This window comes from Solilutibacter tolerans (genome assembly GCF_900155935.1).
Classification (GTDB): domain Bacteria; phylum Pseudomonadota; class Gammaproteobacteria; order Xanthomonadales; family Xanthomonadaceae; genus Solilutibacter; species Solilutibacter tolerans.
Window position 1 is genome coordinate 582,137 of the sequence record NZ_FTLW01000002.1, and the last position, 22,560, is coordinate 604,696.

Annotated in this window: 21 protein-coding genes; 12 read left to right on the forward strand and 9 right to left on the reverse strand. The window is 63.0% G+C overall.

Going from position 1 to position 22,560, the window contains the following annotated elements; translation table 11 throughout:
* Positions 1-32 precede the first annotated feature (32 nt).
* Together rho and trxA are read right to left on the reverse strand one after the other, a co-directional pair.
* Positions 33-1,733 (reverse strand): transcription termination factor Rho, encoded by a 1,701-nt coding sequence (gene rho / locus BW989_RS05860; RefSeq protein WP_076586251.1) that lies wholly within the window; start codon positions 1,731-1,733, stop codon positions 33-35.
* Between the two features lie 187 nt (positions 1,734-1,920).
* Positions 1,921-2,247 (reverse strand): thioredoxin, encoded by a 327-nt coding sequence (trxA, locus tag BW989_RS05865; RefSeq protein WP_076586253.1) that lies wholly within the window; start codon positions 2,245-2,247, stop codon positions 1,921-1,923.
* Between the two features lie 153 nt (positions 2,248-2,400).
* On the opposite strand from trxA, the gene rhlB reads away from it, so the two are divergent.
* The 6 genes from rhlB to rpoH all read left to right on the forward strand — a co-directional run bounded on the left by rhlB (position 2,401) and on the right by rpoH (position 8,354).
* Positions 2,401-4,083 (forward strand): ATP-dependent RNA helicase RhlB, encoded by a 1,683-nt coding sequence (gene rhlB, locus BW989_RS05870; protein WP_076586255.1) that lies wholly within the window; start codon positions 2,401-2,403, stop codon positions 4,081-4,083.
* A 67-nt stretch (positions 4,084-4,150) separates the two neighbouring features.
* Complete coding sequence (gene ftsE / locus BW989_RS05875) at positions 4,151-4,840, forward strand: cell division ATP-binding protein FtsE (protein WP_076586257.1); 690 nt, start codon at positions 4,151-4,153, stop codon at positions 4,838-4,840.
* Positions 4,833-5,768: a permease-like cell division protein FtsX gene (gene ftsX / locus BW989_RS05880; RefSeq protein WP_076586259.1), complete on the forward strand. Its 936-nt coding sequence runs from the start codon at positions 4,833-4,835 to the stop codon at positions 5,766-5,768. The genes ftsE and ftsX overlap by 8 nt, the downstream gene beginning before the upstream one ends.
* On the forward strand, positions 5,768-6,619 hold the full coding sequence (locus BW989_RS05885) for a response regulator (protein WP_076586262.1): 852 nt from the start codon (positions 5,768-5,770) through the stop codon (positions 6,617-6,619). The genes ftsX and BW989_RS05885 overlap by 1 nt, the downstream gene beginning before the upstream one ends.
* The gene (ung, locus tag BW989_RS05890) at positions 6,616-7,332 is read left to right on the forward strand and encodes a uracil-DNA glycosylase (RefSeq protein ID WP_076586264.1); all 717 of its coding nucleotides are present in this window, start codon (positions 6,616-6,618) and stop codon (positions 7,330-7,332) included. Before BW989_RS05885 ends, ung begins: the two co-directional genes overlap by 4 nt.
* Positions 7,333-7,475: 143 nt before the next feature.
* Positions 7,476-8,354, forward strand: coding sequence for an RNA polymerase sigma factor RpoH (gene rpoH / locus BW989_RS05895; protein ID WP_076586266.1), 879 nt, complete (start codon positions 7,476-7,478; stop codon positions 8,352-8,354).
* A 94-nt stretch (positions 8,355-8,448) separates the two neighbouring features.
* Here the strand turns inward: rpoH and BW989_RS05900 are convergent, their stop codons facing one another.
* Genes BW989_RS05900 through BW989_RS05910 form a run of 3 tightly spaced genes read right to left on the reverse strand, consistent with a single transcriptional unit; the run spans position 8,449 to position 10,950 of the window.
* Complete coding sequence (locus tag BW989_RS05900) at positions 8,449-8,985, reverse strand: pyridoxamine 5'-phosphate oxidase family protein (RefSeq protein WP_083688280.1); 537 nt, start codon at positions 8,983-8,985, stop codon at positions 8,449-8,451.
* Positions 8,986-9,026: 41 nt separating this feature from the next.
* The gene (locus tag BW989_RS05905) at positions 9,027-10,289 is read right to left on the reverse strand and encodes a histidine kinase dimerization/phospho-acceptor domain-containing protein (RefSeq protein WP_076586268.1); all 1,263 of its coding nucleotides are present in this window, start codon (positions 10,287-10,289) and stop codon (positions 9,027-9,029) included.
* Positions 10,276-10,950 carry a response regulator transcription factor gene (locus BW989_RS05910; protein ID WP_076586270.1) on the reverse strand — a complete coding sequence of 225 codons (675 nt, stop codon included), beginning with the start codon at positions 10,948-10,950 and terminating at the stop codon, positions 10,276-10,278. The genes BW989_RS05905 and BW989_RS05910 overlap by 14 nt, the downstream gene beginning before the upstream one ends.
* 156 nt (positions 10,951-11,106) lie before the next feature.
* Between BW989_RS05910 and BW989_RS05915 the strand changes: the two genes are divergently transcribed.
* Entirely contained in the window at positions 11,107-11,850 is a 744-nt protein-coding gene (locus tag BW989_RS05915; RefSeq protein ID WP_076586272.1) for a phosphatase PAP2 family protein, read from the forward strand.
* The gene (locus BW989_RS05920) at positions 11,847-13,484 is read left to right on the forward strand and encodes a phosphoethanolamine transferase (RefSeq protein ID WP_076586273.1); all 1,638 of its coding nucleotides are present in this window, start codon (positions 11,847-11,849) and stop codon (positions 13,482-13,484) included. Before BW989_RS05915 ends, BW989_RS05920 begins: the two co-directional genes overlap by 4 nt.
* Here BW989_RS05920 and BW989_RS05925 read toward each other — a convergent pair whose 3' ends face one another.
* Positions 13,485-15,689, reverse strand: a complete 2,205-nt coding sequence (locus BW989_RS05925; RefSeq protein ID WP_076586274.1) for a primosomal protein N' — start codon at positions 15,687-15,689, stop codon at positions 13,485-13,487.
* Positions 15,690-16,118: 429 nt separating this feature from the next.
* On the opposite strand from BW989_RS05925, the gene BW989_RS12590 reads away from it, so the two are divergent.
* Both BW989_RS12590 and BW989_RS05935 read left to right on the forward strand, forming a co-directional pair.
* Entirely contained in the window at positions 16,119-17,027 is a 909-nt protein-coding gene (locus BW989_RS12590) for a hypothetical protein (RefSeq protein WP_165688564.1), read from the forward strand.
* The gene (locus BW989_RS05935) at positions 17,017-17,592 is read left to right on the forward strand and encodes a DUF3106 domain-containing protein (RefSeq protein WP_076586278.1); all 576 of its coding nucleotides are present in this window, start codon (positions 17,017-17,019) and stop codon (positions 17,590-17,592) included. Before BW989_RS12590 ends, BW989_RS05935 begins: the two co-directional genes overlap by 11 nt.
* 14 nt (positions 17,593-17,606) lie before the next feature.
* Here the strand turns inward: BW989_RS05935 and BW989_RS05940 are convergent, their stop codons facing one another.
* Genes BW989_RS05940 through BW989_RS05950 form a run of 3 tightly spaced genes read right to left on the reverse strand, consistent with a single transcriptional unit; the run spans position 17,607 to position 19,041 of the window.
* Positions 17,607-17,918 carry a DUF4286 family protein gene (locus BW989_RS05940; RefSeq protein ID WP_076586523.1) on the reverse strand — a complete coding sequence of 104 codons (312 nt, stop codon included), beginning with the start codon at positions 17,916-17,918 and terminating at the stop codon, positions 17,607-17,609.
* A 5-nt stretch (positions 17,919-17,923) separates the two neighbouring features.
* Complete coding sequence (locus BW989_RS05945; RefSeq protein ID WP_129582830.1) at positions 17,924-18,259, reverse strand: hypothetical protein; 336 nt, start codon at positions 18,257-18,259, stop codon at positions 17,924-17,926.
* Positions 18,260-18,282: 23 nt separating this feature from the next.
* Positions 18,283-19,041, reverse strand: coding sequence for a DUF3667 domain-containing protein (locus BW989_RS05950; protein WP_076586282.1), 759 nt, complete (start codon positions 19,039-19,041; stop codon positions 18,283-18,285).
* Between the two features lie 75 nt (positions 19,042-19,116).
* On the opposite strand from BW989_RS05950, the gene BW989_RS05955 reads away from it, so the two are divergent.
* Both BW989_RS05955 and sppA read left to right on the forward strand, forming a co-directional pair.
* Positions 19,117-20,505 (forward strand): MATE family efflux transporter, encoded by a 1,389-nt coding sequence (locus BW989_RS05955; RefSeq protein ID WP_076586284.1) that lies wholly within the window; start codon positions 19,117-19,119, stop codon positions 20,503-20,505.
* 67 nt (positions 20,506-20,572) lie between these two features.
* Complete coding sequence (gene sppA / locus BW989_RS05960; protein WP_076586286.1) at positions 20,573-22,522, forward strand: signal peptide peptidase SppA; 1,950 nt, start codon at positions 20,573-20,575, stop codon at positions 22,520-22,522.
* Positions 22,523-22,560 lie beyond the last annotated feature (38 nt).

The window sequence follows — 22,560 nt, forward strand, 5'->3', positions numbered from 1 at the left end:
GGGGCTTTTTCTTTCATGGCAACAAACAGTACTCAGCGCTTCATCGAAGCAAAGAACTCGTCGTTGGACTTGGTCTGCTTCATCTTGTCGAGCAGGAATTCCATCGCCGCGATCTCGTCCATCGGGTGGATGAGCTTGCGCAGGATCCAGATCTTCTGCAGCAGGTCGGGCTCGATGAGCAAATCCTCGCGACGCGTGCCGGACAGGTTCACGCCGATCGCCGGGTACACGCGCTTCTCGGTGATGCGGCGGTCCAGATGGATTTCGCTGTTGCCGGTGCCCTTGAACTCTTCGTAGATCACCTTGTCCATCGCGCTGCCGGTGTCGACCAACGCGGTGGCAATGATGGTGAGCGAGCCGCCTTCTTCGACATTACGCGCCGCACCGAAGAAACGCTTCGGGCGATGCATGGCGTTGGCGTCCACGCCGCCGGTCAACACCTTGCCGCTCGACGGCAGCACGTTGTTGTAGGCGCGGGCGAGGCGAGTGATGGAGTCCAGCAGGATCACCACGTCCTTCTTGTGCTCGACCAGGCGCTTGGCGCGTTCGATCACCATTTCGGCCACCTGCACGTGGCGCGCGGCGGGCTCGTCGAAGGTGGACGAAATCACTTCGCCGCGCACCGTGCGCTGCATTTCGGTGACCTCTTCCGGGCGCTCGTCGATGAGCAGCACGATCAAATGCACTTCCGGGTGGTTGGTCGTGATCGCGGTGGCGATCTGCTGCATCATCATCGTCTTGCCGGCCTTGGGCGGCGACACGATCAGCGAACGCTGGCCCTTGCCCTGCGGCGCCATCAAGTCGAGGATGCGGCCGCTGATGTCTTCGCTTGAACCATCGCCACGCTCCAGCTTGAAGCGCTTGCGCGGGAACAGCGGGGTCAGGTTCTCGAACAATGCCTTGTTCTTCGAGGCTTCGATCGGCTCGCCATTGATGGTGTCGACGATGTTCAGCGCGAAGTAGCGCTCGCCATCTTTCGGCCAGCGGATGCGGCCGGAGATGTGATCGCCGGTGCGCAGGTTGAAGCGGCGGATCTGGCTGGGTGAAATGTAGGTGTCGTCCGGGCCAGCCAGGTACGAGGCCTCGGCCGCACGCAGGAAGCCGAAGCCGTCCGGCAGGATTTCCAGCACGCCGTCGGCGGCCACGCCTTCGCCATGACGGGTCAGCACCTTCAAGATGCCGAAGATGATGTCCTGCTTGCGCGCGCGGGCGACGCCTTCGCTGATCTGCAGTTGCTCGGCGATGTCGAGCAATTTCGGCGCAGGCATGCGCTTGAGATCACCCAGCGAGTAGGTCGGGAAGCCTTCCGGCACCTGCGGATGCGGGCGCGGCTCGAAGTTCTCTTGCTGGCCGTTGTCGTCCGGGAAGCCGTGGTTGCGGTCGCGGTTGCGATCGCGCCGGTTTTTGAAACGGTCGCGGCGGTTGTTGTTGCGCGGGCCGTTGTGGTCGCGGTTCTGGTAGTGGCCGCCTTCCTGCTGCTGCGTGTTTGCGCTTTCAGGGGCTTGCTGGCCTTGGCTCCCTTCGCTCGCCTGGGGCGGCGTAGCAGGTTCTGCGGGCGGCGGCGGAGCGGCGGGCGCTTCTTTTACCGGAGGCGCGCTGGGTGCGGGCGATTCGGTCGATGCCGCCGGCGTAGCCGCGCTGGTATCGGCTTCGGGACGTGCTTTGGGCGGACGGCCGCGGCGTTTGGGCGCGGGGGCCTCGGGGGTTTGGGTGTCGTCGGACAAGCGGGAAATCCTCGCAATGGCGAGCGCCCGGCATTCGGTAGGCGGGGCGTCTTGGGGAGTGAATCAGAAGGGTGCGGCGGGATTGGCCTGCTGGGCAGGAAGCGCCGGACACCCTGAAATTAGCACCGCTGAGGCGGCGTAGCAAGCGTTTGGGGTTTCGGCGGCCGCATTGCACGGCCGCCGTACAGCTTTCGGGTCAGAGCACCTGGTCGATCAATTGCGCCAATTGCGGCTTGCCGACGGCGCCCACCTGGGTCGCCTGGACCTGGCCGTTCTTGAACATCAATAGCATCGGGATCGAGCGCACGTGGTACTTCAGCGCGGTGGCCTGGTTCTGGTCGATGTCGACCTTCACCACTTTCGCCTTGCCGGCGTACTCGGTGGCCAACTGGTCCAGTGACGGCGCGATCATGCGGCAGGGGCCGCACCAGGGCGCCCAGAAATCCACCAGCACCGGGACGTCGGATTCCAGCACTTGCTGGGTGAAGTCGGCATCGGTGGCGTGGAAGACGTTGTCGCTCATGGTGGCTCCAAATGGGTGGGAGGGGGCGTGCCTTGCTAAACTGGGGCGTTTCCGGGCGGTTTCAACCCCGCCCAATGCCCGCGCAGCACTGCCTGAAGTCTGCGGCGCGCCTCCCTGACTTGCAAGCGCGTGTTGCGCCGGCCTACTGAATACATGTCTGACAAACCCCTTACCGACGTACCTTTTTCCTCATTCGACCTGCACCCGAGCCTGTTGGCCGGGCTGGAAGCCGCCGGGTTCTCCCGCTGCACGCCGATCCAGGCGATGACCTTGCCGGTCGCCTTGGCGGGCCGAGATGTCGCTGGCCAGGCGCAGACGGGCACCGGCAAGACGCTGGCCTTCCTGATCGCGGCCATCAATCGCCTGCTGACCCGGCCGGCACTGGCCGAGCGCAATCCGGAGGACCCGCGCTGTCTGATCCTGGCACCGACGCGTGAGCTCGCCATCCAGATCCACAAGGATGCGATGAAGTTCGCGTCCGACCTCGGCCTCAAGATCGCGCTCGTCTATGGCGGCGTGGACTACGACAAGCAGCGCGCGCAGTTGCAGGCCGGTGCGGACATCATCATCGCCACGCCCGGTCGCTTGATCGATTACGTCAAGCAGCACAAGGTCGTCAGCCTGCACGCCTGCGAGGTCTGCATCCTGGACGAGGCCGATCGCATGTTCGATCTCGGCTTCATCAAGGACATCCGCTTCCTGCTGCGCCGCATGCCGGTGCGCACTGAGCGACAGACGTTGCTGTTCAGCGCCACCCTCAGCCACCGCGTGCTGGAGCTGGCCTACGAGCACATGAATGAGCCGGAGAAGCTGGTGGTCGAAGCGGAAACGGTCACTGCCGCACGCGTACGCCAGGTGCTGTATTACCCGGCGGACGAAGAAAAGTTGCCGTTGCTGCTGGGCTTGCTCTCGCGCAGCGAAGGCGCACGCACGATGGTCTTCGTCAACACCAAGGCCTTCGTCGAGCGCGTTGCGCGTGCGCTGGAGAAAGCCGGCTATCGCGTCGGTGTGCTCAGCGGCGACGTGCCGCAGAAGAAGCGCGAATCGCTGCTGAAGAAATTCCAGGCTGGTCAATTGGAACTTTTGGTCGCCACTGACGTTGCTGCGCGTGGCCTGCACATCGATGGCGTGTCGCATGTCTTCAACTACGACCTGCCGTTCGATGCCGAGGATTACGTGCATCGCATCGGCCGCACGGCGCGCCTGGGCGCGGAAGGCGACGCGATCAGCTTTGCCTGCGAACGGTATGCGATGTCGCTTCCCGATATCGAGGCCTACATCGAACAAAAAATCCCGTCCGAGCCGGTGACGCAGGAGCTCCTCACCGCTTTGCCGCGCGCCCCCAAGCCGCAGGTGGAAGCCGTGGCCGAGGAGGGCGAAAGCATCGGCGAAATCTTCAAGGAAGCACGCGAAGCCCGCGCCGCCGAAGACGCCAAGCGTGGTGGCGGTCGCGGCGAGCGTTCCGGCTCGGGTGGCCGCGGCAGTCGCGGTCCGCGCAAGCAAGGCGAGGGCAGTGGCGGCGAGCGTCGCCGTCGTGGCCCGCGCCCGGATCGCCCGGACACAGGCAATGCCGATGCCGCATCGCCCAACCCCGTGCAGGCCGCCGACGCCGACAAGGCCCCGCGCAAGCGTCGCCGTCGCCGTCGCGGCAAGCCGGTCGATGGCGCAGCTGCGGGTAACAGCGCCAACACGCAGACGATCGCGCAGGCCAAGCGCACGCCGGACGTGCCGGCAGCCAAGGTCGCTACGCCCGCAGGCGAAAAGGGCTCGTTGTTGTCGCGCATTGGCCGCGGACTGAAATCGTTGGTCACGCGCGGGCCGTCGCGCACGCACTGATCCGGGTTGCGACGGCGGGCACGTGCCGCGCCGTCGATAACCGGCCCGGCGCAGGCATAATCAGCGCATGGGAATCCTTCGCTTCGACAACGTGAGCAAGCGCTACGCCGGTGGGCAGGATGCACTGGCAGAGGTCAGTTTCACCGTCGAGCCGGGCGAAATGCTGTTCATCACCGGTCATTCCGGTGCGGGCAAGAGCACGCTGCTGAAGCTGATCCAGCTGGCCGAGCGCCCCAGTCGTGGCGCGGTGCTGTTTGATGAAAAGAATCTTTTAAAGGTACGTGGCCGCAGGGTGGCGATGCACCGGCGTGATGTCGGCGTGGTGTATCAGGATCATCAGCTGCTGACCGATCGCAGTGTTTACGAAAATGTCGCATTGCCTCTGATCTTGCGCGGCATGCGTCGCGGCGAAATCGGCAAGCGCGTGCGCGGCATCGTCGAGCGCATGGGCCTGGGCGGGCGCGAGAAGGCATTGCCGACGCAGCTCTCCGCGGGTGAGCAGCAGCGCGTGGGCATTGCGCGTGCATTGATCGGTGAGCCGCGCCTGCTGGTGGCCGATGAGCCAACCGGCAACCTGGATCCGACCTTGTCCGCCGAAATCATGGACTTGTTCGCGTCGCTCCCCGAACGCGGCACCAGCGTGTTGATTGCGAGCCATGACCTCGGCTTGGTCAAACGGATGAAGAAACGCGTGCTGGTGTTGGATCACGGGCGTTTGGCCGATGACATTTCGCCGGAGGACCTGGCTGATGAATAAGCCGAATACCTCCGTCACCCAATCGGGCATCGGCACGTGGTTCGACCATCATCTCTACAGCCTGATGGCGAGTCTTGGCCGCGCGATCCGCAAACCGGGCGCGACCTTGCTCACCATCGGCGTGATGGCGGTGGCGCTGTCCTTGCCATTGGGCCTGGGTCTGATCCTTGCCAACGTCGAACGATTCGCGGGCAACGTGCAGCAGTCGCGCGAGATCAGCGTGTTCCTCAAGCAAGACACTTCGCTGGAGCGCGCGCGTGCACTCGCTGAAACACTGCGCGAACGCAGCGACATCGCCAACCTGCAATGGGTGACGCCGGAAGAAGGTCTGGCCGATTTTCGTGAAAGCAGCGCGTTCGGTGATGCGATCGATCAGCTCGAAGGCAATCCACTGCCCCATCTCTATATCGTCACGCCGAAGTCGAATGAGGTTGCCCTAGCCGAGGCCTTGCGTGCCTTGCCGGAAGCCGAAGAAGTCCAGCACGACGTGGTTTGGCGTGAGCGCCTGAATCAGTGGCTGCAATTCGGTACGCGCTTGGCTTGGGTGCTGGCGCTGCTGCTGGGCATCGGCGCGCTGTTGGTGGTCGGTAATACCGTGCGATTGGACATTCAGTCGCGCAAAGAAGAGATCGGCGTGCTGCAACTGCTCGGTGCGACCGATGGTTTCATCCGCCGCCCGTTCCTGTATCTGGGTGCGTGGTATGGCCTCGCCGCCGGTGCGTTGGCCATCGGCTTGCTAACGCTGGCCAACCATTACCTCGCGCCGCCATTGGCACAGCTCGCGGCCAGTTATGGCAGTCGTTTCGCCTTGCAGGGCTTCAATCCCTTGCAGGCCTTGTTGGTGGTGTTGGGCGCTGGTCTGCTGGGTTGGCTCGGCGGCGGCATCGTCACCGGTCACTATCTACGCCAGACGCGACCGGAGCACTGATGGGCGGACAACGTCACGATTTGCGCCACGTCGTTTCCGACGCGCCACGGGTGATGGTGGTCGATGGCTCGAAGCTGGTGCGCAAGCTGATCCGCGATGTGCTGGTGAAAGAGTTGCCCAGCGTCACCGTACTGACCTGCGAGAGCGTGGCCGCGGCCTGCGAGCAGTTGGCGGCGGGCGATGTCGATCTCGTCACCACGTCGCTCGCCTTGCCCGATGGCGACGGCCTTGCGATCGCCGATGCCGTGCGCGCCTCGGCAGGTCAAGCCTACGTGCCTGTGATCGTGGTGTCGGGCGAAGCGCAGGCGCGGCTTGAAGCACGCACGCTGGGCGATGATGTCACCGACTATTTCGACAAGGCGCTGGGCATGGGGGCGTTGGCTGCGTTCATTCGCGGTTATGTGCAGCCGCAGACGGTGCCGGGTGCACATGTCTTGTATGTGGAAGACAGCCGCGTCGTCGCGCTCGCGACCAAGCGCATGCTGGAGTCGCAATCGCTCCGGGTTACGCACGTCTCCAGCGCGGAGGATGCGATCAAATGGATGGATGCACGCGCAGCCGAAGGCGATGTGCCGGGCTGCGATCTCATCCTGACCGATCTGTACCTGACAGGTCAGCTGACCGGCAAGGATGTACTAGATCATGTGCGTGAGCGGCTGGGGCATGGCAAGCGCCAGTTGCCGGTGCTGGTGATGACGGGCGACGAAAACGCCAAGAACCAGCGCGAACTGATCCAGCTGGGTGCCAATGACCTGGTGCTCAAGCCCATCGAAGAACGCCTCTTGGTGACCAAGACCTTGTTTCAGCTGCGTTTGGCCGCCTTGCCCGAGGCGCGCGCCGCGATCGCATGAGCGAGACACGCGAGCTGCGGTTGGAGCCATCGTGGAAAGCACGTGTCGGCGACTGGTTCGCCCGCGATGACATGCAGGCGCTTTCTGCTTTTCTGCGTGAGCGTCGCGCCGCCGGTGCGCGCATCCATCCTGCGCCCGCCGACATCTTTGCCGCCTTCGATGCGACACCATTAGAGGACGTCAAAGTCGTCATTCTTGGCCAAGACCCCTACCACGGGCCCGGGCAAGCGCATGGCTTGTCTTTCTCGGTATTGCCGGGCGTGCCTGTGCCGCCATCGCTCGTCAACATTTACAAAGAGTTGGTGGCCGATGTCGGCTTCGTTCGGCCTGACCACGGTTATCTGGTGCCGTGGGCAAAGCAAGGCGTATTGCTGCTCAACAGCGTGCTGACGGTGGAAGAGGGGCGCGCCGGTAGTCACCAGGGCAAGGGCTGGGAAGGCTTCACCGATCATGTGGTCGATGTGCTCAATCGTGAGCGCGAAAATCTAGTCTTCCTGCTGTGGGGTAGTTACGCGCAGGCCAAGGGCAAGGTCATCGATACGCGCCGCCACCGGGTCTTGCGGGCACCCCATCCTTCCCCCTTGTCGGCGCATCGGGGGTTTTTGGGTTGTGGGCACTTCACGGCAGCCAACAAATACCTGCTGCAACGGGGCGAAACCCCTATCGACTGGACGCTGCCAGCCCGGGTCGAATTAGCCGAAGCAGGGCCTTGAGAACCCGTTTCGGGCCCCCAAATCAATGCAACGGCCACGATTTGGCGTGGTCGTCCGGGGGCGGCCCTCGTTCCATGAATGGAACGCAAAGGGTGACTTTCGGCCATTAGCACTCACCCATGACGACTGCTAAAATCACGCGCATGAATGCACAAGCTGCAACTTACCCGCTGATCCCCAATAACCTGCCGATCCCGAGCGCGCTGGGCTCCCTGGAGTCCTACATCGGCGCGGTGCACCAGATCCCGGTCCTGACCGTCGAGGAAGAGCAGGACTTGGCCCGTCGCCTGCGCGACGACAACGACCTGACGGCTGCACAGAACCTGATCCTCGCGCACCTGCGTTTCGTCGTGCACGTGGCGCGTGGCTACAACGGCTACGGCCTGCAACTAGGCGACCTGGTGCAAGAGGGCAACATCGGTTTGATGAAGGCCGTCAAACGCTTCGACCCCGACATGGGCGTGCGCCTGGTCAGCTTTGCGGTGCACTGGATCCGCGCCGAGATGCACGAGTTCATCATCAAGAACTGGCGCATCGTCAAGGTCGCGACCACCAAGGCGCAGCGCAAGCTGTTCTTCAACCTGCGCAAGTCGAAGAAGCGCCTGGGTTGGATGAACGCGGAGGAAGCACGCACGATCGCCGAAGACCTCAACGTGCCGGTCTCCGAAGTGATGGAGATGGAGGCGCGCCTGTCGGGTCGCGATATCGGTTTCGATGCGCCTGATTCGGACGATGATGAGCGTGCACCGCCGTCGCCGGCGACGTTCCTGGTCGCCGATGCCGAAGACCCGGCGCAGGCTTACGAGCGCTTTGACAGCGAAGACAATCAGTTGTCGATGTTGCGTGAGAGTCTGGCCGGGCTGGATGCACGCAGTCGCGACATCATCAAGCGCCGCTGGTTGGATGCCGATAGCAAGGTGACCCTGCAGGATCTGGCCGACGAATACGGCGTCAGTGCCGAGCGTATCCGCCAAATCGAAGCGAATGCACTCAAGAAGATGAAGGCGCTATTCGCGGCCTGATTCGACAGGCGAAAAAAAACGGCCCGGGAAATCGGGCCGTTTTTCGTTGAGGTGCGATTCGTGGCTTGGCAGAGGGCGGCAAGCGTCGGGGCGATCAGAGCTTGACCGATCCGGTATCGCTCAGGGCCTCGTGGTTGCCGGTGGTGGCGACCGTCGCGAAGAACGCGAGCTTGGTCAGCAGGTTGCCCGGGCCATCCCAATAATCTGCCTCGGTAACGTCCACACGGATGAGGCAGACACGCGGGTCGTCCTTGCCGCCCTTGAAGAAAACGCTGAGCGCCGGAGACCACAAGCGTTCGATCTCGGCGCGGTCGGTGACGATGTGGCCGCGACCACTGGCCGAGACATAGTGGTTGTCGCCTTCGTGCATGAAGCTGACGTTGACGGAAGCTTGCGACTGAATGGCTTGCACCGCGGCGTTGTCGATTTCAGTGGCGAACCAGAACGCGCCATCAAAACCATCACCCAGGGGCGTCATAGGGCGCGAGCTCATGTGGCCGGCGGCGTCCAATGTGGTGAGCATCGCAGTACGGAATTTGCTGATCAGCTCAGCCAGTTTTTCACGTTGCGCGCCGGTGTCGTGATGGGTCATGTCGATATGCCTGGTCGGGCGTGACAGTGTCTCGGACATGACGTGAGCGAGGCGAGAATTCAGAGTCCTGTGGATGAATCTCAATTGACTTGCGTCGTTGGGGCGGGATGAGGCCAGCGGATCGACAGGGATTTTTCATCGAGCATGTCGACCTGCCATCCATGAGCCTTCGCCAACCGACCGATCAAGCTGGTCCCCAGGTTTCGATCACTGCGCGAGGCCATATTGCGAATAGGCGATGTCAAGCGGGGCACGTCTTCTTGCACGGTATGAAAATGCAGTTCGATGCCTTGCGGGGACAGTACGCCCGTCAGTATGTCGCCGATGGGTTTGGCCAAGAGTGGGCGCAACAGGCTGCTTAGTATCAGCTCGGCATCACGCAACGGCAGAGGCAGTGTGCCGGCACGACCTTCGATGCTGACCGTCACAGGCGCTGCGCATCCTTGCACCAAGGTAGTGAGGAATTGATGCGCCCAGGCATCGACATCCATCACTTCGCGTTCGGCCAATTGTCGCCGGGCCAAGCGAAGCAAGGCCTCCAGCAGGGTTGAGACTTCATCCACGCCACGGCGTAGGCGACGCATGGGAGCCTGCAATCGCGGTTGCGCCTGTACATCTTCTTCCAATAGCTCCAATGCGCCACGGACCACGGCAACTGGTGTACGCAGCTCATGACTGGCATCGGCAAAGAACGCGCGCTCGACCTCCTCTGCTTCCACCAAACGGCGCTGATAGCTGTCGATGGCGAGTGCCACACGGCCCAGTTCATCGCGTGGATGGTGAGCGGCCAAGTCGGTGATATGCGGGGCCGTGTCCAGCCGCTCCACCTCACCTGCCAAGCGGCGCAATGGCCGTGTCGCGCTGCGTGCCAGCCACCAGCCCAGCAGGCTGCTAAGCAATGCGCCGGCGAAGATGACGGCAAACAGGATGTGGAGCAAGTAACGCTCGAGCGCCTCTATTTCGCGCAAATCCATTTCAAGATAGATTCGCCCGGCAGGGGTGTCGAAGACGCCGACATGCAGGCCATCGCTGGAAGAAGAATGGTCTTCATGCACGCCCGGTGTCAGACCGGCCAAGTGCGTCGGCAAGGGGTTGGTTTCGCCCGGTCGGCGCAGATACGCGCGCTGCAGTTCGCTGGATGGCAGACGTGCATTGGGGTCTTCAAACAGGCGTTCCGCCCAGGCATTCGCCTCGTCTTGCAGCAGGGCGCCGACCAACACGTGTTCGTAGCGCTCTGTGATGAAGATCGCCGCGGCGGCGAAAACCAGACTCATGGTCAGCCCCATGCCGATGGCCATCAACATGACCCGCGCGCGGAAGCTCATGTGTTTACGCATCGTCATCTGCCAGCAGGCGATAACCCAGGCCATGCACGGAATGGATCAATGCCGTCGGGAAAGGTTTGTCGATGAGTGCGCGCAATGCATAAAGATGATCATGCAGGCGCGCGGTATCGAACGGCGCATCACCCCACAGGCCATGGGCAAGGCGTTGGTGGCTGACGATGCGCGGCGCGTCTTGCAGGAGGAGTTCGAGCAAGCGGCCCTGGTTGCGGTTGAGCGGAATGCGCTTGCCATCGCGCCACGCCAGGAGGCTAGCGGCGTCGAAGCGCAGCGGGCCGTAGGCAGCCGCTTTGGTCGCGGCCTGGCGATCACGACAAAGCACGCGTAATCGCGCTTCGAGTTCGCGCAACTCGAAAGGTTTGACCATGTAATCATCCGCACCTTCGGCGTAGCCCTTGAGCTTGTCGTCCAGTGTGTCGCGCGCAGTCAACATGAGGATAGGCGTGCCGTGTCCGGCTTCGCGCATCCGCCGGCAGAGTTCCAATCCGTCCATGCGAGGCAGGCCGAGATCCAGCACGATGGCATCGAATTGCCCTGCCATGGCGCGGGCCAGGCCACTGGCACCATCGGCCGCGTGGTCGGCGCGGTGGCCGCGGCGCTCCAGGAAATCCCAGATATTGGCCGCGATGTCGTGCTGATCCTCCACGATCAACACGTTCATCGATCTCGGGTGGGGGGCGAAGGGTGTGTGGGCACGCATGCCGACAAGGATTTCACATCTGTTGGTCGAAGCGTTTAACAAGTTGGCGAGATTTGTCCGAGCGGATCTTGCCGCTGGATCCGACAGGCTGTGCCCGTCTTCTATCTGCGTCGGCACATGTCCTTGTCAAACCCGCACGCGCTTGCGATTGCTTATGCGCCCTCCACGCCAGTTTCCCATGTCCAGTTCGATGCCTGTCTGCGCCCTTGGTGTATCGCCTTGGCGATCTATCTGCTGGCGATGACGTGGTTGATGCTGGGAGAGGGCGACTTTGTCATTGCTGATTGGCTGTATGCGCTCCGAGGAGGCGGCTGGCGGTTGCGCGAGCACTGGCTGACCGTGGGGGTGATTCATAAGGATGGAAAAATGCTCAGCCAGTTGATGTGGCTCGGCACGGCCATCTTCACCGGCATCATCTGGCATCGGCCTGAGTGGCGCGCTTGGCGGCGGCCTCTCCTCATCTTGATGGCCAGCGTGGTGTTGGCGACAGGTGTGGTGGCGATGATCAAGCATGCCGTGCCGATGCAGTGCCCGTGGGGCCTGCAGCGCTATGGCGGCAGCGGCATGCACATCGGCCTGTTTGAAGCGTGGCCAGTCAACATCCCACGCAACGCCTGCTTTCCGGCCGCGCATGCCAGCTCCGGATTCGCATGGATCGCCTTGTTTTTTTTCTTTCTGCACGTTCGCCCGCACTGGCGCTGGTGGGGGCTTGGGTTCGGGTTGGCGATGGGCACGGTGTTCGCCGCATCGCAGGAATTGCGTGGTGCGCACTTCCTTTCCCATGATCTGACCACGATCATGATCTGTTGGGGTGTTTCGCTGTTGTTGTATGGCGTATTCAGGGGGCGTGCGCAGGCATGAGTCGTTGGCAGCAGTGGTGGAAAAGCACCCGTCGTGAAGTCGCGAGTGAGTGGATGGCGCTGGGCGCAGCTTTGTTTTTTGCGATCGCCTGCAATGGGGCTTTCTGGCACGCATTCGCGGCGACCAGTGCTTGGCAAGAGCCGGGCGCATGGCGATTGGTGATCGGTTTGTTCATCGGCATGGTCGCGTTGCACACGGCCTTGTTTATCCTGGTGTTGAACCGATGGACGATGAAAATCCTCCTGCCATTGCTGCTGATGGTCACGGCCGCAGCGGTTTACTACATGAATCACTACCGGGTGTATTTGGATCCGGACATGGTGCGCAACGTGCTGGTCACCGATAGCAAGGAAGCCAGCGAACTATTGACGCCCGGCTTGCTGGTAAGTTTGTTGGTATGCGGCCTGTTGCCGTGCCTGCTGGTATGGCGTTCGCGCCCGGTGCAACGGAGTGTGTCGCGCGGGTTGGCCATGCATGCGGCGGGCTTGCTGTTGTCACTGATCGTTGCAGCTGCTGCCATCGGTTTGGCCTATCAGCCTTTGGCTTCGCTGATGCGCAATCAGCAGGACATTCGCCATCTGATCACCCCGGGCAACTGGGTCGTTTCGCTGGTCAAGGTGTTGATGGATGACAAGGCGAGTAATGGGCCCAAGGCCGAGATCGGCAAGGGCGCGGCGATCGAGCGCCCGGCGAATGCACGGCCGCGCTTGTTGTTGCTGGTGGTCGGCGAAACGGTGCGCGCGCACAACTGGGGCATGGATGGCTATGGCCGACAAACCACGCCCAAGCTGGCCTTGCAGGATGGCATCAACTATCCCGATGTCACCGCCTGCGGCACCAATACCGAAGTCTCGCTCCCGTGCATGTTTTCGCCGCAAGGCTTGCGCGCCTACGACCGCAAGGCGATTCGCGAATCGCAGTCCTTGTTGCATTTGCTTGATCGCCTGGGCGTTAAAACGCTTTGGCGTGACAATCAGAGCGGCTGCAAGGGTGTGTGCTCCGACTTGCCATTTGAGGCGATGTCGCAACTGGCAATTCCCGCGTATTGCAGTGATGGACGATGTTTCGATGGCGTGTTGCTGGATGGTTTGAAATCGAAGATCGATGAAACCAAGGGCGATGCCATCATCGTGCTGCATATGTTGGGCAACCACGGGCCGGCCTATTACCGACGCTATCCCGATGAGTTTCGCAAGTTCACACCGACCTGCGATACCGACCAACTCGCGAGTTGCGACGCAGAAGCCATCCGCAACAGCTACGACAACAGCATCCTGTATGCCGATGATGTGTTGTCGAAGGCCGTTGAACTGCTCAAGCAGGAATCTCCATCACGGGATACGGCGATGTTGTATCTCTCCGACCATGGCGAGTCGCTGGGCGAAAACGGCCTGTACCTGCACGGTGTGCCGCGCAGCATCGCGCCGGAGATGCAGTTGAAAGTGCCGATGTGGTTGTGGCTCTCGCCCGAAATGCGCAAGGCGGATGGCATCGACATGGGCTGCATGCTGGCCAAGCGCATCGCGCCGCGCACCCACGATGCGATGTTCAGCACGGTGCTGGGTCTGATGCGCGTGCGCGCGGATGTGTATGCGCCCGAGCAGGATCTGCTGACGGGTTGCCGCAAGCCTTAATTAATAAAGGTCCACTGCGTCCACATCGAGCGACCAGCGCAGCTTTCGCGCGTCGGGCAGGGTGCGGATCGTAGGCATCACGGTGCCGAGTGCTTGATGCAAGGTCTTGCGTTGGGAAGCGGAAATCACCAGCTGCATGCGTTGGTAGCCAGCACGGCGCGGCATCGGTGCAGGCAGCGGGCCGTGCAGCTGCATGGCCTGAACATCGGCATTGACGCCTTCGAGCAGGTGCTTCGCCTCGGCAAGGAAGCGCGTGGGTGCATCCACGTGCTTGGCTTCCGCGCGCAGCACGGCCAGGTGCGCATAAGGCGGCAGGGATGCCGCATCCCGCAAGGCCAGCTCTTCATCGGCAAAGGCGTGGTAGCCGCCGTTGATCAGCGTGTGCAGCAGGGGGTGGTCGGGATGATGGGTCTGCAACAGCACCTCGCCCGGTTTGTCGGCGCGACCGGCGCGACCGGCAACTTGAACCAATAGTTGCGAGAGTTTTTCACCGCTACGGAAATCCGCCGAATACAAGCCTTCGTCGATACCGACCACGGCGACCAGGGTGAGGTTGGGAAGATCGTGGCCCTTGGCCAGCATCTGTGTGCCAATCAGGATGCCGGGCTGGCTACCCAGCGTGTCGAAGTGCTGTTGCAGCGCATCGCGGCGTTGAGTGCTGCCGCGGTCGATGCGGATCACCGGGACGTCGGTGAACTGCGCGGCAAGTAATTCCTCGATGCGTTCGGTACCGTTGCCTTGCGGCTCCAGCGCCAGCCCGGCGCAATCCGGGCATGCCGATGGCGCCGGACGGCGATTGCCACAATGGTGGCATTGCAGGCGCTTGCCGCCGGCATGCGCGGTCATGGGTGTTGGCTTGTCCGGCGTGCTGCAGCGTGGGCAATGCGCGCTCCAGCCGCAGTCGTGGCAGAGCAGCATGGGCGCGTAGCCGCGACGATTCTTGAACACCAACACCTGTCCGCCGGCATCGATCGCACTGCGGATCGCAGACAGCATCTCCGGCGCCATGCCGGCCTGCAGCGGGCGCTTGCGCACATCAAGCACGCGCACGCGCGGTGGTTTGGCATCGCCCGCGCGTTCGGTCAGACGCAACATCGAATAACGCCCTGCCTGCGCGTTCTGCAGCGTTTCCAGCGAGGGTGTGGCGCTGCCGAGCACCACGGGTATGCCCATGGTCTTGGCGCGAACGATGGCGAAATCGCGCGCGTGATAGCGGATGCCGTCGAACTGTTTGTAGCTGCTGTCGTGCTCTTCGTCGATGACGATAAGGCCAGCATTGGGTAACGGCACGAAGACCGCGGAGCGGGTGCCGACGATGACTTGCGCGCTGCCATTCGCCGCCGCCCACCAGGTGCGAGCGCGTTCGTTGTCGTTGAGGCCGGAGTGCAGCGCGTGCACGGGCACGCCCAGGCGCTGCTCGAAGCGCGCGAGCATTTGCGGGGTCAGGCCGATCTCCGGCACCAGCACCAGCGCCTGACGGCCACGTGCCAGACAATCGGCGATCGCATCCAGATAGACCTCGGTCTTGCCGCTGCCGGTAACGCCATCCAGCAGGAAGGGCGCATAGCCATTGGCGGCGCGAATCGCATCGGCGGCGGCTTGCTGCGCGTGGTTGAGCGTTGGCCCGATTTGCGGTGTGGGCACGGGAGGCCACATCGTCATGTCGATTTCTTCGACCAGCCCGCGCTTGTGCAGGCTGCGCATCGGCGCGCGCCAGCCCGGCTGGGCGATATCCAGCCGCATCTCAGGGCACTGGCCCTGCGCCTGCAACCATTCCGCCAATTGTCGGGGCGCGCCGGCGCGCAGGCTGGGCAAGGCGGTGTAGCCGGCTTCGGTCAGCTGCCAGCCGTGGTCGGCGATGTCGGGCAGCGCCTCGCCGCGGCGCAGCGTGGCCGGCAGTGCGGTCGCCAGCACCTCGCCCAGCGGCGCGTGCAGGTAGCGGGCCAGCCAATGCAGGGAGTCCCATAGCTCGCCAGTGAGGACGGGGCATGGCTCAAGGAAGCCCAGCGCCTCGCGCAGCGGCGGGGCGTCGGGCGCGCTGGGTACAAGTCCGGTGACGATACCGACCATCTCGCGCGGGCCGAACGGCACCCGCAGCCGACGTCCGACATCGCCCGGCCCCGCCATGTGGCCCGGCGGCGGGGTGTAGTCGAAGAGGGTCGGCAGCGGAACGGGCAGGGCGAGCTGAAGCGCGGTCGCGGGCATGGAGGAGATTCTACGGGCGGATGGATGGGGCATCAGCAGATTGGCAAGGACACTTGCGCCCGAAAGCTGTCCGACTGATTGATGAAACCGACGCAAGTCATTGGCGCAAAAAGACAAAGCCGTTTATCCACATCGTTTGTGGATAACTCTGTGTACTCATTGCGCCGTGTGTAAAAACGCCCCTGAAAACGAGGGGCATCGTTGTATTGGTGAAAAAAGTGCCAAAAGAGGCAATTTCAATTAAAACAATAACTTGCGCGTGAAACATCCATGAAACATGGCTGAACGTATTGATTCAGGGTGGTGAGTGACAACTTAGTGACGGCTGTGCACAACCTGCACGGAATGGTTGCGGAATTCGGAAAAGTGTGATCCCGCGTCGCTGCCGTGCATCTGGCTATCATCTGAGGACTTGCGAAGCCTTTGTTGATGTCAGCAGCCCCCTCTCTCTCCAGCAATCCCCTTGCGTTTCGCCGGCTCCAGGAGTCGCTGGAGCGGCCTGCTGCCGTCTTCGCGGAGCTGTGTACAGGCGATGCCGCGGCGGGGGACCGGGCTGTTGCCGAGGCCATGCGCGCCCAGGTATCCGACCCCGGCGCGACCGTGCGGGCGCTGGCTGTGCGCTTCTGGCACGGCTTGTTGGGATCCCCGGACATCCGTCTTGGCCCCTTGCCGGCGCTACCGGCCCCGCTGGGGCATTTGGGGCGATTGCCGCCCGGGCTGCGCGTCCTGGTGCTGCTAAAGCTGTTGTCGGGCTTGAATGAGGTTGAACTGGCGGCGTTGTTGGCGCGCTCCCCCGCAGTCTGCCGGAAGGCCTTGGCGCGCGCGGAAGCATTGGCCGGGGATCAAGACTGGCAGGCCTGGCCGGAGGCGTTGGCGATGCGCGTGCAGGCAGTCCCGTCGACGCGCTTGGTGAATATCGCCAGCTGGCGCAGCCTGCCGGTGGCACCCCCGCTATGGCAGGAGCCGGTAGTGGGGATGTCGGCGTGGCCTCGACGCACGCTGGCGGCCGTGGTGGCGATGACGGGCGTCGCCCTGGCGGCGACCTACTGGTGGCCGCTCGGTGGATACGGCGATGAGCCCAGAATCCGCAGCCGCGCGCTGGCGGAGGAAGCGCCGAGGGCGCGCTTTGGTGATGAGCTGGCGATTGCTGCGCATCCGGATCGCACCCTGCTGGAAATTCCCGAGGCGGATGCCGCCATCGCCCGTGACACCGCCTTCTACGCCTGGTACCAGGCCGAGCGGCTGGGTACGGCCACGTACGAGCCGCCGCCGCCGACTTTCGAGGCGCCTGAGAACGCGACATCCAGCACCGACACCGGCGGGCAAGATGCGCCGTAACAGGGCTGTCCGACCCACGTTGGTGTTGCTGGCGGCATCGGCGGTCGTGGCCGGGATCGCGATGGTCGCCACGGCAGCGTCACCGCCCTTGTCGCCCGCGCAGCAAGAGGCGCTACGCACGCGCATCGCGGCGTGGCAGGCACTGACGCCGGACTCCCGCCGCGATGCGCGTGCGCAGATGCAGGCGTGGCTTCAATTGCCGCCCATCCAGCAGGCCGGCTTGCGTGCATCGGCCGCAGCGTTTTCGCAATTGCCAGCCGAGCAACAAGCGGCGATGCGTGTGAAGTTCGCTGCTTTGTCCGGCGAGCAAAAGCACGGTTGGCGGCTGGGCCCGGTGTTGGGGGCGTACTACCCGCGCCTGCATCCGCTCATCGCCTATGTGCCAGAGGCCGAGCGTGAGCCGCTCCTGCGTACCTTGCATGCGATGTCGCCGCAGGAGTTGGAGTTGCTTGGCAGGCTCGCGTTTTCTACCCCGCCGGCCGAGCGTAATGCCTTGCGTCAGGCCCTGATTCGTCAGCCGCCCGCGGATCGACTGGGTTGGTTGATGACCCAGATGGATCGCTGATGGGTTTACTGGATTTATTCGGGCGGCAAGGCGTGCAGTACACGCCGGCTTGCGCGAAACCCATCGCCAAACCGCGCAAGGCCATCTTCGCGCATGCGCGCGGCGTGCCGGGCCAGGTAATCATCGAGGCTGGCCTGATCACGCACTTGATAGCGAACGCATAAGCAAATGCGCCCTGCGGCCGCCGCCGGCTCGATGACCTCTTCGATAAGGCCTGCTTGAAACCCATCAAACTTCAGCATCTCGCCAACATGTCTGCGTAGCCAGGCAAGGTAGTCGACACGCAGCCGCGTATCGACATCCAGATTCACTTCATAAGTAATCATCAGGCTCACGCCTTGATTAGTAGCGCCATGCTGATCACCGCGACTGTCGCGAGTGTCGCCAGGACGAAGTAAAGAAACGAGGTCACCACAAAGCGCAGCAACGTCATCCACCAGCCTTCGCCATAAACACGTTTTTGCGAGAAAAACAGGTAAACCGGTACCAGAACCGGGAATACAGTGGCCGCGATGGCACCCAGGAAAGTGCTGCCCAGCGCGCGATCCAGCAGCAACATCAATATCCACGACAACGCGATCAGCAGCAGGAAGGCATGGCTGTACAGCGCAACAACCAGATGCTCCAGATAGCCCATCGGCCTTAACAGGTAGACGATGCGCAGCATCAGCGCGAACAACGGCAGCAGCGCTAGGAGGATGCCGGGTGTATGCGTGAGGAGGCGCTCGACGAAGGTACGTTTGTCCTTGCTGAACAGACGCGCGTTGGTCTCGACGATGTGATTGAGCGAGTCTTGATCATGCCGGTCGCTTCGGCCAGAACCGGGGAAACATCGGCCTGAACGGACGACTCAGCTTTATCGGCGTTCTCGCGGTTGATTTGATCGATACGGGTTTGTGCCTGCTTTTTGACGGTCTCCTGCGCAGCGCTGATTGCGGTGATGCCGATGGTGGTTTGGCTATCCCTGGCCTGCTGCAGGGATTTCTCCAGCGAGGCGAGTTTCAGGTCGCGTTCGCGCTCCACCGCCGCCACGGTCGTCTGCGCGGAGGAGGCGTTGTCTACATCGGCTATTGTCTCGAGCCCGCCCTTGAGGTTGGCGGTAAGGAAATGCGCGACGAAAAAGGTGATCAGCGAGAGGATCACGTACAGACGTAGCGGCGCGATGTAGCGCACACGATGGCCATCCAGGTAGTCGCGACTGACTTTGCCGGTGATCAAGAGGTCGCGCAGGGTGCGGAAAATTCGGCCATCGACATGCCAGAACGATTCGAACACGTCTTCCACCGCGTGACGAAAGCTGCGCAGCGGGTTGTGCGCATGCTGGCCGCACACATGGCAGTAGCCGCCTTGCAGCATGGTCTGGCAGTTATGGCAGGCGATGCCTTGTGACGGCGTATGCGTGGGGTACGTCGCGGTCACGGGTTCGATGGGGTCTAACGGCTTGGTCATGGGGCATCCTTTTCGCCCGGGTAAGATAGCGGGCCATCCGCGGCTCGGCCATGCCGGTCGCTGCAAGAAATCTTTATGCCTTCCCCAACAAGCCCCCTGTCCCGCCCTTCGATGCGTCAGGAGCTGGCCCGCACTGCGCGCCTGGCTGCGCCGCTCGCAGCCGGGCATCTGGCCACGGGCATGATCGGTTTGGTGGATAGTCTGGTGGCTGGACGCCATGGCACGGCCACGCTCGCGGCCGTGTCGGTGGGCACCGCGATGTTCTGGCTGCCGATGATGATCCCGATGGGCACGCTGATGGCGCTGCCGCCGTCGATCTCGCAGATGGATGGCGCAGGCCGTCGCCATGAAATCGCGCCCTTGTTCCGCCAGGCGCTCTGGTTGGCGGCGGCATTGGGGGTGGTGTTGTTCGGCTTGATGTCGCTGTTCCCGTTAGCGCTGGATGTCATCGGCATCGCGCCCGATATTCGTCCGGGCGCGGCCGCGTTCATCCACGGCATCCGCTGGGGCGTGCCGGCGCTCACGCTCTACCTCGCCATGCGTTATCTCTGCGACGGGCTGCATTGGTCGCTGCCGACGATGCTATTTGGCTTGGGTGGCCTGCTGGTGCTGGCACCGCTCGGCTGGGCGATGGCCTTTGGTCGATGGGGCTTCCCGGAAATGGGTGCGGGCGGTCTGGGCTATGCCTCGGCGGCGATGATGTGGGCGCAGGCGGTGGGTTTTACGATCTACCTCGCCACGGCCAAACGTTTCACCGACCTTCACCTGTTTGGCCGCTTTGACCTTCCCGCCAAGGCTGCGCTCGGCAGCCTGCTCAAGACCGGTCTGCCGATTGGCGTGACCGTGGCGATGGAAGGCAGCCTCTTCATCGTCACCGCACTCCTGATCGGGCGCCTGGGCGAAGTGCCGGCGGCGGCGCACCAGATCGCCATTAACGTGGCCAGCCTGTGCTTCATGATCCCCTTCGGCATCGCCGAGGCGACCACGGTGCGCGTCGGGAACGCGCTGGGCCGTGGTGATCGCAGTCAGCTGCTGCGCGCCGCGAAGGCGGGCCTGTTGCTGGTGCTGGGCACGCAGTTCCTGTCGGGCGTGTTGATGATCTTTGGCCACGACTTCATCGCGTCGCGCTACACCGCGGATGTGGCAGTCGCGACTCTGGCCGGAAGCCTCCTGCTGTATGCGGCCGCGTTCCAGTTCCCGGACGGCATACAGGTGCTCTCCGCCGGGGCACTGCGCGGGCTCAAGGACACTCGCGTACCGATGCTCTTGGCTGCGTTGGCTTATTGGGGCATCGGCATGCCGCTCGGCGCCGGGCTGGGTCTAGGGCTCGGCTGGGGGCCCAAGGGGATGTGGCTGGGCCTGATCGCCGGGCTGTGCTGCGCGGCCTTCCTGCTGGCACGGCGATTCTTGTCCAGCGCCCGCCGCATCCCCATGTCAGAACAAGGCGACGCGTCCGGATCGTGACCTTTGGTGGATGCGCCGGTCACCCGGCCCACGCTAGCCTGTACGCCATCCTTGGAAATCGACACCCATGAACAGTACTCCGCAGCCCCCACCGCTGCCCGCCAGCCCGCATCCCGTCGCGCCGCCCCAACACGGCCCCATCGCCAGTTTTTTCATCTGGATATGGGATGCGATGAACTTCACCCGCCGGTTGATCCTCAACCTGCTGTTTTTCTTTCTGTTGTTTGTGTTCCTGCTGATCATCTTCGCAGTGGCCATCGGTGGCGGACAAGGCGCGACCTTGGCAGACCGCACCACCTTGATACTGGCGCCGGAAGGCAAGTTGGTGGAACAGGACAGCCGTGATGCGCTGAGCCGCGCGCTGGCCGGCGCCAGCCGAGACAATAGCAACGCGCAAGTGCAGGTACGTGACCTTGTCGGCGCTATCGATGCCGCCGCGAAGGACAAGCGCATCGAGCGTGTGTTGCTGGATGTGGATCAACTGCAGCCCAGCGGTTTTGCATCCACGGATGAAGTCGCGCGCGCCTTGCAGCGCCTGCGCAAGTCGGGCAAGCAAGTCGTCGCCTTCACCCAGGGTATGACCCAAGGTCAGTACTTGCTCGCCGCACAAGCGGATGAGCTCTACCTCGACCCGGATGGTTACGGCATCTTGTTGGAAGGCTTGTCGGGCTATCGTCCGTATTTCCGCGAAGGCCTGCAAGACAAGTTGGGCGTCGACTTCCAACTGTTCAAGGTGGGCGAATACAAATCTGCTGCCGAGCCTTACGTGCGTGATTCGGCATCGCCCGAGTCAAAGGAAGCGTCGCTGTTTTGGATGAGCGATGTATGGAACCGCTACCTGGGACAGATCGCCGCGGCGCGCAAACTCAATGCGCAGCAATTGGCCGCCAATATCGATGGCATGGCCGTAGGCATCGAGGCGGCGCAGGGTGACCTCAACCAATATGCATTGCAGCAGAAGCTGGTCGATGGCTTGAAGACGCGAGAAGAAGTCGAGGCCTTGATGGCCGAGCGAGGCATTGCCGACGACAAGGCCGATGGCGGTTTCCGTCAGATTACGCTCGGCAACTACATGCGCCACATCGCGCCCAAACTGCCGATTGAGGCCGATACGCGCCCGCAAGTCGCGGTGGTGGTGGCCGAAGGCGAGATCGTTGATGGCGACCAGCCGCGTGGCGTGGTGGGCGGCGAGACCGTCTCCGCCTTGCTGCGCGATGCGCGTGACGATGACAACGTGAAGGCCGTAGTGCTGCGAGTGAACTCGCCCGGTGGCGGCGTGTATGCGTCTGAGCAAATCCGCCGCGAAGTCGAGCAGTTGAAGAAAGCCGGCAAGCCTGTCGTGGTTTCGATGGGCGATGTCGCAGCCTCGGGCGGTTACTGGATCAGCATGAACGCGGACCGCATCTATGCCGAGCCCAACACCATCACCGGCTCCATCGGCATCTTTGGTTTGATTCCCAATTTCACTCGCGCACTCGACAAGATTGGGGTGCATAGCGATGGTGTTGGCACCACGCGTTGGGCGGGCGCGTTCGATCCGACGCGTCCATTGGATCCGGAAGTAGGTCGTGTCATCCAGTCGGTGATCGACAAGGGTTATCGCGACTTCACTGGCAAGGTCGCCGCCGCGCGCAAGCAGCCGGTCGCAGCCATCGATGCGGTCGCCCGCGGCCGCGTGTGGAGCGGTTCGCAGGCGAAGGAGCGCGGGTTGGTGGATGCGTTTGGCGGTGTACAAGATGCCGTTGCTGATGCCGCCCAGCGCGCCAAGCTTGGCAAGGCCGATAGCTATGTCGTGCGTTATGTGGAAGAGCCGGTCACGCCGTTCGAGAACTGGCTGGGCCGCTTTGCTCAAGCCCGAATGGGGATGGTCATGTTGCAGGAGTCGGCGTGGCTGCGCGGCTTGTTGGGCATGGCATCGCCCGAGCTTGCCGAGCCGCTTCGTTTCCTTGAAGCGCAGGCCCAAGACCGCAATGGGCCGCGTGTACGCGCGACGGCGCATTGCTTCTGCGGGCCGTGACCCGGAAGGACAAGTGATACACGAAGGCGTCGGATATC